Here is a 14,715-nt window from a genome sequence, read left to right on the forward strand (position 1 = left end):
ATGGATAATGAAGCTTTAATAGATTCTTTTTCAGATTTTAAATATGAAAAAAATATAGATATAGTGAGTCTTATGGCCATTTTAGAAGAATCTATACGATGTGTTTTAAGAAAAAAATATGAATCGTCACAAAATTACGATATCATCGTTAATCCAGATCAAGGTGATTTAGAAATATGGAGAAATCGTATAGTAGTCCAGGATGGAAAAGTAAAAGATATAAATAAGGAAATAGAATTATCTATAGCTAGAAAAATAGAACCCGATTTTGAAATTGGAGAGGAAGTTACAGAAAAAGTAGAATTACAATCTTTGGGACGAAGAGCCATTTTATCTCTAAGACAAAATTTGCTTTCTAAAATTAACGAATATGACAACACAAACACTTATAAAAAATTTAAAAATAAAATAGGAGAAATTATTAATGTGGAAGTCTATCATATTTTGCCTAAACAAATAATTATGAGAGATGATGAACAAAACGAAATGGTTTTACCTAAACAAGAACAAATTCCAAGTGATTTTTTTAGAAAAGGAGATCCAGTTAGAGCTTTAGTTAAACGAGTAGACTGGAAAGAGAATAAACCTTTTGCTATTCTTACGAGAAAAGATGAATCTTTTTTAGAAGAGCTTTTTAAGATGGAAATACCAGAGGTTTCTGATGGTTTAATTACAGTAAAAAAAGTGGCACGTATTCCAGGAGAGAAAGCTAAAGTAGCGGTAGAATCTTATGATGATCGTATAGATCCAGTTGGAGCTTGTGTGGGAATGAAAGGGTCTAGAATTCATCCTATTGTCAGGGAATTAAAAAATGAAAATATAGATGTTATTAATTATACCTCTAATACACAATTATATATAACACGATCTTTAAGCCCTGCTAAAGTTTCTATGATGGAAATTAATGAAGAACATAAATATGTAAATGTATATGTAAAAATTGAAGAAATATCAAAAGCAATTGGAAAAGGGGGACAAAATATAAAATTAGCAAGTCAATTAACCGGATACAAAATTCATATATTCAGAGATTATCCTTATGAAGATGATGTAGAACTAACAGAATTTTCTGATGAAATAGAATCAGAAGTTTTAGAAAAATTTCATAAAGTAGGTTTAAATACTGCAAAATCAGTTTTAAATTACAGAAAAAATGATTTAAGTAAACGGACTAATCTTGAAGAAAAAACTATAAACAAAGTATTCACCATATTGAGAAAAGAATTTGAAGAAGAATTAAATATAAATACGTAATTTTTTCTTTACTAATATTTTTATTTTTGCTCTTAAAATACATTTTATATTTTTATATGACTGATAAAATCAGATTAAAAACAGTATTGACCAAATTTAATATATCCTTACAAAGAGTAATTAGTTTCTTACAAAAAAAAGGAATTGAAATAGAAAATAATCCTAATGCGAAAATAGAAGAACAAGTATATAAATTTCTTCTCAGAGAATTTAAAACTTACAAAGAAATACGAGATGCATCTGAGAAAGTTTTTTTGCAAAAAAGAATGGAAAAAGAAAAAATAAAAGAAGAATTATTAAAATCAAAACACGTTCATAATTATCAAGTTATACGAGCCAAATCAGATAGATTAATTGAATTTAAAAAAATAGGAAAAATAGATATTGAGACATTAGATAAAAAATATGGGACTAAAGAAGAAAAAAAAAATAAATTATATCAACATAAAGAGAAAAAAATAGAAAATAGATTTAAAAATAAACCTGAACATATTGATACTATTTATCAAAAACTAGATGGAGTCATGTTAACAGGAGATAGAATAGATTTATCTCAATTTGAAAAAAAAAGAACTAAATCAGAAACTAAAAGAAAACGAAAAAGAATTAAAAAAGAAATTTTCATTGAAGAAGTGAAAAATATTCCTACAGGAAAAAAACAAAATAAAGAAAGAAAATCTTCTTTTAATATTAATAAACATTCTAATGAGAAGAAAATAGATAAGTCTAAAAATAAAAAAAATGCACAAAAATCAGTAATTACTGATGAGCAAATCAAAAAACAAATTAAAGAAACTTTGGAAAAATTATCTTCCAAAAGAATGAAATCAAAAGCTTCAAAAATCAGAAAAGAAAAACGTCAATCTAAGAAAGAAAAGAGGCTTCTGCAAAATGAAATAGAAAATAAAAAAGAGGAAAAAATTATTAAATTAGCTGAATTTACTACAGTTAATGAATTAGCATCTATGATGAAAGTTAATGCTACTGATGTAATTATGTCTTGCATGTCTTTAGGAATTATGGTTACTATGAATCAAAGATTAGATGCAGAAATATTAACTTTAGTTGCAGATGAATTTGGATACAATGTAAAATTTATTGGTCTGGATTTAGAAGAAGCCGTTCAAGATGATAAAGATTTAGAGGAGCATTTAAAACCTAGACCTCCCATCATTACTGTTATGGGACATGTAGATCATGGAAAAACATCTTTGTTAGATTATATTAGAAATACTAATGTTATTGCAGGGGAAGAGGGTGGAATAACACAACATATAGCCGCTTATAGTGTAGAATGTACCAATAATCAAAGTATTACTTTTTTAGATACTCCAGGTCATGAAGCTTTCACTGCTATGCGCGCAAGAGGAGCACAAATCACAGATATCGCAATCATAGTTATAGCGGCAGATGATCAAGTTATGCCACAAACTAGGGAAGCAATTAGTCATGCTCAAGCTGCTAGTGTTCCTATTCTTTTTGTTTTCAATAAAATTGATAAATCTAATGCAAATTCAGATAAAATTAGAGAACAATTAGCTAATTTGAATTTTTTAGTAAAAGAATGGGGAGGAAAATATACTACTCAAGAAGTATCAGCAAAATTGGGAACTGGAATAGATGAATTATTAAAAAAAGTACTTTTAGTTGCTCAATTATTAAATTTAAAAGCTAATCCAAATAAACCAGCTATAGGAACAGTTATAGAAGCTTCTTTAGATAAAGGAAGAGGATACATTACTACTTTACTTCTACAAGGAGGAACATTAAAAGTTGGAGATTATATTTTGGCAGGGAGTCATCATGGAAAAGTAAAAAATATTTTAGATGAACGAGGTAAATCTATATCCTCATCAGGTCCATCTAAACCTATTACTATATTAGGATTGAATGGAGCACCTACAGCCGGAGACAAATTTAAAGTATTTAAAGATGAAAAAGAAGCTAAACAGCTGGCTTCTAGAAGAGAACAATTGCAAAGAGAACAAAATATACGGTCTCAAAAACATCTTACATTAGATGAAATAGGAAGACGTATAGCATTAGGTGATTTTAAAGAATTAAAAATTATTATTAAAGGAGATGTAGATGGATCAGTTGAAGCAATTGCTGATGCTCTTCAAAAATTATCAACGAATACAATTATGGTCAATATTATTTATAAAGGAGTCGGGCAGATTACAGAATCTGATGTTTTATTAGCAAGTGCTTCAGATGCTATTATTATAGGATTTAATGTTCGGCCTAATATTGGAGCTAAAAATATAGCGAAAAAAGAAAATATAGAGATACGAACTTATTCTATCATATACGATGTGACCAATGATATTCAGGAAGCTATGGATGGGATGTTATCTCCAGAGATTAGAGAGAAAATATTAGGGAATGCTGAAGTTAGAGAAATATTTAAAATACCAAAAACAGGAACTATAGCTGGATGCATGGTAATAGAAGGAAAATTATTACGTCAAGCGAAAGTAAGATTGATTAGAGAAGGAATTGTGATTCATAATGGAGAATTTACTTCTCTTAAACGTTTTAAAGAAGATGTTAAAGAAGTTTCAAAAGGATATGAATGTGGGTTAGGAATCAAAAATTATCATAATATCAGATCTGGAGATCTTATAGAAGTTTATGAAGAGTTATCGGAATATAAAAAAAATAAATAATGAATAAAATAATATATGTATAGAACACATAATTGTGGAGAATTGAGTCGAAAAGATATTGGAAAAGAAGTGATATTATCTGGATGGATTCAAAAAATAAGAAATTTAGGATCTTTATTTTTCATAGATATTAGAGATTATTTTGGTGTTACACAATTAATTTTTTCTAAAAAATCAGTAAATAAAAATTTTTTTTTGGGAAAAGAATTTTTAATTAAAGTAAAAGGTAAAGTAATAGAAAGATTTTCTAAAAACTACAATATTCCTACAGGTGAAATAGAAATTTCAGTATCTCATATAGATTTATTAAATTCATCTTTATCTCCTCCTTTTACTATAGAAAATAAAACAGATGGAAATGAAGAAATTAGAATGCTTTACCGATATCTTGATATTAGGAGAGATCCTATTAAAAATAATTTGATTCTTCGTCATAATTTAGCTTTGGAAACACGTAATTTTCTTTCCAAAAATGGATTTTTAGAAATAGAAACTCCTGTATTGATAAATTATACTCCAGAAGGAGCTAGAAGTTTTGTCGTTCCTTCTAGAACGCACATTAATAAATTCTATACATTAGCTCAATCTCCACAATTATTTAAACAATTGTTGATGATAGGAGGAATTGACAAATATTTTCAGATTGTAAAATGTTTTAGGGACGAAGATTCTCGTTCTGATAGACAAATAGAATTTACACAAATAGATTGTGAAATGTCTTTCGTAGAAGTACACGATGTATTAACATTTTTTGAACATTTTATCAAACATATATTCAAAATAATTAAGAATATTCAATTAGATCCTTTCCCTTGTATTTCTTATTATGATGCTATCAAAATGTATGGTACGGATTCTCCTGATATTCGTTTTGATATACCTTTTGTCGAATTGAATGATTTAGTTCAAAAACAAGATATTAATTTATTAAAAATACAAGAATTAGTAATAGGAATTAAAATTAAAAAATGTTATAATATTCATGAAAATGATAAAATGAATTGTTTTCTGAAAAAAATAGAAAATAAAAATTTTTTTTGGATAAAATATTTATATGATCGAACTTTACTTTATTCTGACCAAAATTTTTTAAATAAGGAAATTATAAAAATTTTCATAAAATATTTTGAAGCAAACCCCGGTGATTTATTATTTTTCTCTTATGGAAAAAAAAGAAAAACTAGAGAAGAATTTGGAAAAATACGATTAAAAATAGCAGATTTTTTGAATTTAAGAAATTCTAAAATATTTAAACCTTTGTGGATAAAAGATTTACCTCTATTAGAATGGGAAGAAAAATCTAAAAAATATAAATCTGTACATCATCCATTTACTAGTCCAAAAGAAGAAGATATTCATTTATTGGAAAAACATCCAAAAAAAATTCGTTCTAAATCTTATGATTTGATTATAAATGGAATAGAAATCGGAAGTGGATCTATACGTATTCACAATAAAAACGTACAAAATTTAATTTTTAAACATTTAGGATTATCTAAAAAAGAAATAGAATCTAGATTCGGTTTTTTTGTAAAAGCTTTCGAATATGGTATTCCTCCTCATGGAGGAATAGCTTTTGGATTAGACAGACTAATTAATATTTTGGAAGGAAATCAGAATATAAAAAACTTCATAGCTTTTCCAAAAAATAATTATGGAAAAGATATAATGATAAATGCTCCATCTTTTTTAGAAAAAGAAAAATTAAAAGAGCTACATCTGCGTTAGATTATTTTGATATCGTAAACAAGATTTATGATATACAGAAATTGCTTCTTTTTGATCCTTCCAATTTCCTATTTTCACTTTTTTGTTTTCTAAATCTTTATATACCAAAAAAAAATGTTCTATCTCTTTTTTTGTATGTAAAGGGATTTCATCAATATTATTTATAATATTATAATTAGGATCTGCAACTGGAACACAAATAATTTTTTCATCTTCTCCTTTTTCATCTATCATGAAAAAAATTCCTATAGGTTTTACTGTTATTAAACAACCTGGTATTGTAGGTTCTGTTAAAAAAACCAATACATCTAATGGATCTCCATCCATAGAAAGAGTTTTTGGTATAAAACCATAATCTGTTGGATAACTCATAGGAGAATACAATACTCGATCTAATCGAATGAGATTATTTTTTTTGTCAAATTCATATTTGTTTCTGCTTCCTTTGGGAATTTCTATAAGTGCATCAAAACTGACTTTCATAATTTTTATAATATTATATTTTTATATAACAATTAAATTTTTCTAAATATAAAGCTACTTTTTTAGCGAAACATCCACCTAAAACACCATCTATTACACGGTGATCATAAGAATGAGACAAATAAATTTTGTGTCTTATTCCTATTAAATCTCCTTCTGGAGTTTCAATTATAGATAATTTTTTTTGAATAAGACCTATTGCCATAATAGCAACCTGCGGTTGATGTATAATTGGTGTACCAAAAAGATTTCCAAAGCTCCCGATATTACTAATTGTATAAGTTCCACCTTGAGTTTCTTCAGGCTTTAATTGATTAGATTTAGCTCTTTTTATTAAATCATTAATAATTTTTATTAATCCTACTAAATTGTAAGAATCTGCATTTTTTATCACAGGAACAATCAAATTACCATTGGGTAAAGCAGTGGCTAATCCTATATGGATATTTCTTTTTTTTATTATACTTGTTCCATTTACTGAAATATTTATCATAGGAAGATCTTTTATAGCTTTTACTACACATTCAACAAAAACAGACATTAAGGTTAATTTTTCTCCTGTACTTTTCTGAAAAGTATCTTTTATTTTTTCTCTCCATTTCACTATATTAGTCACATCCGCTTCAACAAAAGAAGTAACATGTGCGGAAATATTTTTACTGCTTACCATATGTTCTGCAGTAATTCTACGTACTCTATCCATCTCAATTATTTCTTCATTTTTATTATTTATCCCCCTAATACTATCATATTGAGAAAAAGGAATAACAATCTTACTTTTTTTAATACTAATATATTTCAATATATCTTTCTTAGTTACACGTCCTTTTTCTCCAGTTCCTTCTATCGTATCCAATTCATAAAAACTGATCCCTTCTCTGTGAGCAATAGTACGTACAAGAGGAGAATAAAAACGTTTTTTACTTTTTTCCATTGGAACATTTTCTATAGAAAATTTTTCTTCCGTTTCTAAAATAGCAATAAAACTTCCTACTTTAGCTACTTCATTAGGAGCAAATAGTTTCTTTTTTAAGATACCATTTACAGGGGAAGATATTTCAGAATCAACTTTATCTGTAGCAATTTCTACCAAAAGATCTTCTTTTTTTACAGAATCTCCCTCTTCTTTTAACCAACGAATGATAGTAGCCTCAGCTATACTTTCACCCATGGCTGGAAGGGGCAAATTATACTCGGCCATCTAGATTAATCGTTTTATATTTGCAGATACGAATCAGATTTCACAATCTAATCAAAATAGAAAACTTACAAAACCAAAAATAATAAATTCATTTTAAAAAATGAAAATTCTTTCTTTAAATCAAATTAGAAAAACAGATCAATATTGTATTGATTCCGAATCTATTTCTTCTGTTCAATTAATGGAAAGAGCAGCTAAAGGTTGTTTTGATTGGATTATTCATAATAATTTTTTCAAAATTAGAGAAATTCCATTTATAGTATTAGTAGGAAATGGAAATAATGGAGGAGATGGACTCTCTTTATCTTATATGTTACATTTATACGGAGCAACAGTTTCGGTATATATAGTTCCCATATCTAGTCATTTTTCAAATGAGTTTTTAATCAAAAAAAATCAAATACTACAGCATAATATAAATTTAAAAACAATTAATGAAGGAGAAAAATTTCCTTTTTTAAATCAGGAAAGTTATATTATTGATGCTATTTTCGGAATAGGATTCAATCGTATATTGAATCAATATTGGAAATCTTTTTTTCATTATATCAATGAAAAAAAATTCCAAGCGGTTATATCCATAGACACTCCATCTGGACTTTTTATAGAAAAAAGCCATGAAAATTTTGAAGGAATAATCAAAGCTACTCATACTTTAACTTTTCAAGTTCCCAAATTATCTTTTTTATTACCAAATTACGCAGATTATGTTGGAAATTGGTATTTGATAAATATTGGATGGAATAAAGATTTTATTCGTAAAATAAAAACTAAAAATTTTTATATAGATGATGTATATATACATGCTATATATAAAAAAAAAATAAGAAAAAAATTTTCGCATAAAGGAAATTATGGTCATGGAATGATTATAGGTGGAAGTTTTGGCATGATAGGGTCTGTAATACTTTCCGCAACTGCCAGTTTTCGTACTGGAATAGGAAAATTAAGTGTATATGTTCCTTCCTGTGGATATCAGATAATCCAAAATGCAGTTCCAGAAGCTATTGTAAATACAGACCATCAAACACATTGGATTAGTAATATTCCAATTCTCAATGAAAATATAAATGCAATAGGAATAGGAATGGGAATGGGAACTCATCCTAAAACGGTATATGCTCTAGAATCTTTTTTATTAAAAAATAAAAAAATACCTATGGTAATTGATGCAGATGCTATAAATATATTATCATATGAATTCAAATTATTGGATCTTCTTCCTAAAGAAACCATCATTACTCCACATCCAAAAGAATTTCAAAGATTATGTCGTTGTTCATGGAAAAATGATTATGAAAAATTACATATTTTAAAAAAAATGTCTACTAAACATAAAATTTTTATTGTATTAAAAGGAGCACATTCCATTATTTCAACTCCTCATGGAATTCTATATTTTAATAGTACAGGAAATACAGGGATGGCAACATCTGGGAGTGGAGATGTTCTTACTGGAATGATTATGAGTTTTTTATCTCAAGGATATTCTCCAAAAGAATCATGCATAATGGGAGTTTATTTACACGGATTAGCAGGAGATATTGCCTCAAAAAATTTAAGCGAGGAATCCATCATCGCTAATGATATTATTAATTATATAGGAAAAGCGTATCTAAAAATTTAATTTTATTCATATTTATTTATTGTATTATCTGTATATGATATTATATTTATATGTAATAGTATATAATAAAATTATGATTGTTGTCAATAAACTAATTTTTGAAATAAAATCTCCATATTTAATGTAAAAAGTTTTCTTTTTATTGAGATATATTTTATTATACAAAACACCTTCTTTTCCATAAGGAATATATGATATGATTTCTCCTTTTTCGTTGATAAAACAAGATATTCCTGTATTTGCAGATCTAGCTATATATTTTCGATTTTCAATCGCTCTAATTCGAGCATAATACATATGTTGTTTATGTCCTTGCGATAATCCCCACCATCCATCATTAGTAATAATCACCATAAAATCTACATTTTTTTTTCTAAAAAAATTAGAAACATATTCACCAAAAACAGATTCATAACAAATAATAGGAGCTATTTTTATTCCTAAATAAGGATGGTGAAAAACAGAAGGATAAGTTTCTTTTCCAAGTTCCATTACAGTTCCTCCAAAATTAAGTAATATATTTCCTAATATAGGTGAAAAAATTTTCTTATAAGGAAAAGTTTCTACTGCTGGTACTAATTTAGATTTATGATGAAATGCAATATTTTCATTGGTCCCTATTTGAATGACCGAATTAAAAACATCTATCCATTGTATATTTTTCGTTTTTTTTGAAAAAATAGGAATGGAAGTTTTACTTTTATTTTTTTTTTTATATAAAGAAATTAATTCTACTCCTGTTATAAATACTGTATTTGGAGATTTATTTCTCAAATAATTTTTAAATACAGAAATAATTTTATTTTTATTTATATTTTTTATTTGTATTTTTTCTGAAAACATAGTTTCAGGAGCTATAATTATCATCGATTCTTTAGAGATCTTTTGATCTATTAATCTTTTTAATTTTGAAATTAATTTATTTGTGGAAATGTAATATTTTTGATTGTATGGATCTATGTTTGGCTGCAGTATTAATACGTTTGCAGTACGTTTATATTGATTTTTTTTATATCTTATATAAATAATATTTGAAATAAAAATCATAATAAAAATTATTCCTACATTAAAAAATATTTTTTTATATAATAATAAAACGTTTTTATCATTTTTATATTTAATAATAGATTCTGCAAATCCAATATTCACAATCCATATCCATATAGATCCCCCTAAAACTCCTGTATATTCATACCATTGAATCCATTCCGTGTAATTGGCGAAACCATTTCCTAAATTCAACCAAGGCCAAGATAATTCCCATTCTAAATGCATTTTTTCGAAAGAAATCCATAAACAAACCAGAAATACATATCCTATTTTTTTGTCTTTTATATGTTTTTTAATACATGAATAAAAAGAAAAAATAATTGACATAAAAAGAGCATTACATAATACAGGGGTTAAATAAGCTTCTACAGAAAAAGTTCCATTAATTCTTTTTGCATAAGATAACCACCATGTAGAAATTGCATTCCATGTTAAAAAAGTAATAAAAGAAAATAATAAAATATAAAATAAAGAATGATTCAAATAATTTTCTACATATAATAAAGGAACAAAAGCAATAAATAAATATATGGGATACCCATCTGTAGGCCATCCTAATCCTAACAAAATTCCAGAAAATACACAGTATATAAAAAATTCAATTTTTTTGTATAAAATTTTAACTGAATTTTAAAAAAAGTGGAGCTGGCGGGATTCGAACCCGCGTCCAAACAAGTAGTATAAAAGATTTCTACATATTTATCCAAAAAAAATTTTTTACATTTTTATCCAATTTTTGGATCTCGAATAAAAATGAAAGATTCAAAATCTAGTTTCAGAAAACTTAAGAATCATATGTTTTCTTATCCTTAACCGTTTACTGTATCTCTATATCAAAAATTATAAGGATGAATTTTTGAGAGATATTTTGCTTCTGCATTTTTGCAGACTAAGACTGTAATGTATTAACATTAAGCAGCAAAAGCGTATTCTTTTTCGCCATTTATATATTTTGTAACGCTTGATTTTCGTGTAATACCTTACGTGACACGATATGCTTTCTTTTATAACTCATCTTGCTGTCAAATCCAAAATCAGCCCCTAATTTTAAATCATTATTGACCACAGTGAATTTAAAAAAATCAAATCAAACTAGTTTGATCTGATGCATCTATTCTTATAAATATAAATAATAAAACCGTAAAAGACCAAAGAGATGATCCTCCATAACTGAAAAAAGGTAAAACAATTCCTATTGTAGGAAAAAGCCCCATAACCATCCCTAAATTAATAATAAAATGAATAAAAAGAATATTTCCAACCGAATATCCAAATATTCTTCCAAAAATATCTTTTTGTCTTTCAGATAAAAGATAAATACGACTAATAAATAATAAATAAAATATAATTAGAATTCCACTTCCTATAAACCCCCATTCTTCTCCCACTGTACAAAAAATATAATCCGTATGTTGTTCAGGAACAAATTTTCCTTTTGTTACAGTTCCTTTTTGATATCCTTTTCCAAAGAATTTTCCAGAACCAATGGCTGTTTTAGAATATAATAAATTATATCCTACATTATCTCTATATTTTCTGTCAAATTCATTTTGAAATAAAATATTGATTCTATCTTTATGATGTTGTTTTAAAAATTTTTGAAAAAAAAATGGAGAAAAAATAGAAAAAACTGAAAAACTAATAAATAAAAATATATAAAAAAATAAATCTACAAACAATATTTTTTTCTTAAAAAGAAAGAAAAAAATAAAAAAAATGAATAAAAGTAAAACTACAATCCAAGGGGAAAAGCTTAACGAAGCTACAAACAAAAAAATATAAAATAAAAAATAAAGTATAAAAAAAATAGATAAACCTTCTCTATACAAAGTAAGAAGAAAAGAAGAAAAAATTATAGAAGAACCAGGATCAGGTTGTAAAAATATTAAAAAAGCAGGGACTCCCAATATAATAGATATATGTAATAATGCTTTATTATTATTCTCTATATCTTCTTGACTCATAATATGAGCTATCATTAAAGATGTTGATATTTTAGCTAATTCAGATGGTTGAAAACTAATAGGACCAAAAACATACCAAGATTTTGACCCATTTATATTTTTTCCAAAAAAAAATACTCCAACTAAAAGAAATAACGTAAATAAAAAGAAAAATGGAGTTATATGTTTATAATAAATAGGTTTAAATAAAAAAATAATAAAAATGAAAGCAAGACTTAATAATATCCATATTAATTGTTTTTCTGCTTTTTCAGGAGAAACTGAATATAAATTCATATATCCAAAAAAAATCATAATAATATAAAAGAGAACAATTCCCCAATCTATGTTTCTAAGCGATATTTTATTTCTTTTTGTCAATAGAATTTTTTGTATCAGAGTTATTTAACTTTTTCATTCTTGCTATTGAATTATATACTTTCTTCAGGCCTAAAGTCATTATTTTTTTTTCAAGATTTTTTCTATTCACATTATTGTTGATATACTTTTCTGCAATCAGACTAGCTATTGGTCCAGCCCAACGAGATCCAAACCCTCCATTTTCTATTATAACAGAAATAGCAATTTTAGGGTTTTCTACTGGCGCAAACAATATAAAAATAGAATGATCGGGCAAAGAAACTATTTTATGATTTACTTTAATAAAATTTTGAGCCGTTCCTGTTTTTCCAGCCATTCTAATATCAGATGATTTAAAACTTTTTCCAGTTCCGATGATGAAAACTTTTTCCATTCCATTAATAATTAAATCAAAATATTTACTTTTAACTTTAGTATGTTTAGCTACAGTATAATTAGGGTTGGATATAGGTTTATGATTAATTTTTTTTACGATATGTGGAGTGTAGAAAAAACCTCTATTTGCTATAGCACAAACCATATTCGCTAATTGCATAGGAGTTACATTTATTTCTCCTTGACCAATACTATTAGAAATAATCGTAATAGCATTCCATTTTGTTGTTCCATATTTTTTATTATAATAATCTCCAGAAGGAATAACTCCTTTTTCTCCTGTAGCTAAATCGTTATATAAATAATTTCCAAAACCAAAACTTTTTATAATATCACACCATTCATTAGTTCCTTTTGTCAAATCTTTAGGGTATTTTTCTATAACACGTTTATAAACTTGTGCAAAATAGTTATTACAAGAAACAGCAACAGCTGTTTCTATCCCTATAGGAAATCCATGAATTCCAGAATGACAATGAATTCTTTTTTTTCCATATTTAAATCCTTTATAACATATGAAAGTTGTACTAGTATCTACTACTCCCATTTGAAGACCTGCTAACTCAGTTAATAATTTAAATGGAGAAGCTGGTGGATAACGAGCTTGTGTCGTTCTATCAAATAAAGGATTATCTATTGTATCTTTCATTAATTTTTTAAATTCTTTAGATCTGTTTATCCCTACAAATAAATTAGGGTTATTAATAGGACTAGATACTAAAGATAGAATTTCTCCATTTTTAGGATTTATAGCAACTATTCCTCCTTTTTTTTGATACATAAGCTGTTCGGCATAACTTTGTAAGTTCCAATCTATAGTTAAAGAAATATCATTTCCACTTACAGCTTTAATATTGTTTTTACTATTATTATAACTTCCTATAATGCATCCTTTTCTATCTCTTACCCAATATTTTACTCCTTTTTTTCCTCTTAAAATTTTTTCATAAGATTTTTCTACTCCAGCCCAACCAATAAAATCTCCTATTTGATAATAATTAGATTCTTTCTTAATATCTTTTTGAGTAACTTCTCCTATATATCCTAAAACATTAGCTGAACTTTCTACTTTATAATCTCTAAGAGAACGTTTTGTCCAATCAAACCCTTTATATTTATAAAGTTTTTCTTGTATAGTTGCAAATTTTTCTTTTGAAATGAAAGGTAAAAAAACAGATGGTAAATATTTAGAATAAGTTTTTGCTTTTTCTAAATTTTTAGAAAAAGTACTTTTTTCAATTCTTACAAGATTACAAAATTCCATAACATCAAAATGTTCATCTAGAAGAATCGGAATAACTATTAATTCATAAATAGATTTATTAAAAACCAATAAATTTTCATTCCTATCAAAAATTGAGCCTCTTTCAGGAATAACAATTTCCTGTTTAATTGAAGTATTAAAAGCATTCAAAATATATTTTTCCGTATATATTTGTATATAAAATAGCCTAATTATCAGTATAGAAGCTACAACACTCAACAATATGTAAAATTTATATAATTTTTTCAATGTTTAATTTTTTTTGAAAAAAAAATATATAATACATAAAATAGTTGTAAAAATACTGCTAAATATTGTTCTAAATAAAAGAATCCGGTTAAAAATAGTTCCTTTTAATATTTCTAGTATCAATAAAGAAAAATGATGTATGAAAACTAGCGAAAATATATAAAGCATTTTCCTAATAAAGGGTAATTCATATATAGAAAAATCATTTTTATTTATGAAATTTTTTCCATCAAAAAACTGTAAAAATTTTAATCTTAAAAAAGCAGATAAAGTAGAAGAAAAAGCATGAACCCCTCCAGAATTCATACAATGATCTATGAGCCACCCAATTAAAAATGATAGAAATAAAAACAAAAATTTATTTCCATTGTATGGAAATACTAATATAAAAAGAATATATATATAAGAATAGTATCCTAAAAATAAAAATAAAGGATTAAATATTGAAATTTGAACTAAACAAAGAAAAAAAATATAAAAGACAGAAATAA

10 protein-coding genes and 1 other RNA gene are annotated in these 14,715 nt (G+C 26.0%); 4 read left to right on the forward strand and 7 right to left on the reverse strand.

The features are described 5' to 3' along the window. Genes nusA through aspS form a run of 3 tightly spaced genes read left to right on the forward strand, consistent with a single transcriptional unit; the run spans nt 1 to nt 5,651 of the window. The gene (nusA, locus tag H0H73_RS00005) at nt 1–1,254 is read left to right on the forward strand and encodes a transcription termination factor NusA (RefSeq protein ID WP_185852150.1); all 1,254 of its coding nucleotides are present in this window, start codon (nt 1–3) and stop codon (nt 1,252–1,254) included. A gap of 56 nt (nt 1,255–1,310) precedes the next feature. Then, nucleotides 1,311–3,923: a translation initiation factor IF-2 gene (gene infB, locus H0H73_RS00010; RefSeq protein WP_185852151.1), complete on the forward strand. Its 2,613-nt coding sequence runs from the start codon at nt 1,311–1,313 to the stop codon at nt 3,921–3,923. 15 nt (nt 3,924–3,938) lie between these two features. Then, complete coding sequence (aspS, locus tag H0H73_RS00015) at nt 3,939–5,651, forward strand: aspartate--tRNA ligase (RefSeq protein WP_185852152.1); 1,713 nt, start codon at nt 3,939–3,941, stop codon at nt 5,649–5,651. On the opposite strand, the gene H0H73_RS00020 is transcribed toward aspS, so the two are convergent. Beyond that, nucleotides 5,637–6,134 carry an inorganic diphosphatase gene (locus H0H73_RS00020; RefSeq protein WP_185852153.1) on the reverse strand — a complete coding sequence of 166 codons (498 nt, stop codon included), beginning with the start codon at nt 6,132–6,134 and terminating at the stop codon, nt 5,637–5,639. The two genes, aspS and H0H73_RS00020, sit on opposite strands and share 15 nt — an antisense overlap. A gap of 13 nt (nt 6,135–6,147) precedes the next feature. Then, entirely contained in the window at nt 6,148–7,335 is a 1,188-nt protein-coding gene (locus H0H73_RS00025) for a dihydrolipoamide acetyltransferase family protein (protein ID WP_185852154.1), read from the reverse strand. A 100-nt stretch (nt 7,336–7,435) separates the two neighbouring features. Here H0H73_RS00025 and H0H73_RS00030 point away from each other — a divergent pair, with 100 nt between their 5' ends. Then, the gene (locus H0H73_RS00030) at nt 7,436–8,962 is read left to right on the forward strand and encodes an NAD(P)H-hydrate dehydratase (RefSeq protein WP_185852155.1); all 1,527 of its coding nucleotides are present in this window, start codon (nt 7,436–7,438) and stop codon (nt 8,960–8,962) included. A gap of 24 nt (nt 8,963–8,986) precedes the next feature. On the opposite strand, the gene lnt is transcribed toward H0H73_RS00030, so the two are convergent. The 5 genes from lnt to H0H73_RS03090 form a co-directional block, all read right to left on the reverse strand. Continuing rightward, nucleotides 8,987–10,579 (reverse strand): apolipoprotein N-acyltransferase, encoded by a 1,593-nt coding sequence (gene lnt, locus H0H73_RS00035; protein WP_238784354.1) that lies wholly within the window; start codon nt 10,577–10,579, stop codon nt 8,987–8,989. A 70-nt stretch (nt 10,580–10,649) separates the two neighbouring features. Then, nucleotides 10,650–11,054, reverse strand: a transfer-messenger RNA (tmRNA) gene (gene ssrA, locus H0H73_RS00040). A gap of 40 nt (nt 11,055–11,094) precedes the next feature. Continuing rightward, entirely contained in the window at nt 11,095–12,336 is a 1,242-nt protein-coding gene (gene rodA / locus H0H73_RS00045; protein WP_185852156.1) for a rod shape-determining protein RodA, read from the reverse strand. Beyond that, the gene (mrdA, locus tag H0H73_RS00050; RefSeq protein WP_185852157.1) at nt 12,320–14,224 is read right to left on the reverse strand and encodes a penicillin-binding protein 2; all 1,905 of its coding nucleotides are present in this window, start codon (nt 14,222–14,224) and stop codon (nt 12,320–12,322) included. The genes rodA and mrdA overlap by 17 nt, the downstream gene beginning before the upstream one ends. Nucleotides 14,225–14,227: 3 nt before the next feature. Continuing rightward, a complete protein-coding gene (locus tag H0H73_RS03090; RefSeq protein ID WP_238784355.1) occupies nt 14,228–14,530 on the reverse strand; it encodes a hypothetical protein in 303 nt (100 codons plus the stop codon). Nucleotides 14,531–14,715 lie beyond the last annotated feature (185 nt).

It is taken from the genome of Blattabacterium cuenoti (assembly GCF_014251335.1).
Lineage (GTDB): Bacteria > Bacteroidota > Bacteroidia > Flavobacteriales > Blattabacteriaceae > Blattabacterium > Blattabacterium cuenoti_G.

Excerpts from the sequence above, each read along its gene's own strand:
- nusA (WP_185852150.1), top strand. The coding sequence starts at position 1 with ATGGATAATGAAGCTTTAATAGATTCTTTTTCAGATTTTAAATATGAA.
- infB (WP_185852151.1), top strand. The coding sequence starts at position 1,311 with ATGACTGATAAAATCAGATTAAAAACAGTATTGACCAAATTTAATATA.
- aspS (WP_185852152.1), top strand. The coding sequence starts at position 3,939 with ATGTATAGAACACATAATTGTGGAGAATTGAGTCGAAAAGATATTGGA.
- H0H73_RS00020 (WP_185852153.1), bottom strand. The coding sequence starts at position 6,134 with ATGAAAGTCAGTTTTGATGCACTTATAGAAATTCCCAAAGGAAGCAGA.
- H0H73_RS00025 (WP_185852154.1), bottom strand. The coding sequence starts at position 7,335 with ATGGCCGAGTATAATTTGCCCCTTCCAGCCATGGGTGAAAGTATAGCT.
- H0H73_RS00030 (WP_185852155.1), top strand. The coding sequence starts at position 7,436 with ATGAAAATTCTTTCTTTAAATCAAATTAGAAAAACAGATCAATATTGT.
- H0H73_RS03090 (WP_238784355.1), bottom strand. The coding sequence starts at position 14,530 with ATGAATTCTGGAGGGGTTCATGCTTTTTCTTCTACTTTATCTGCTTTT.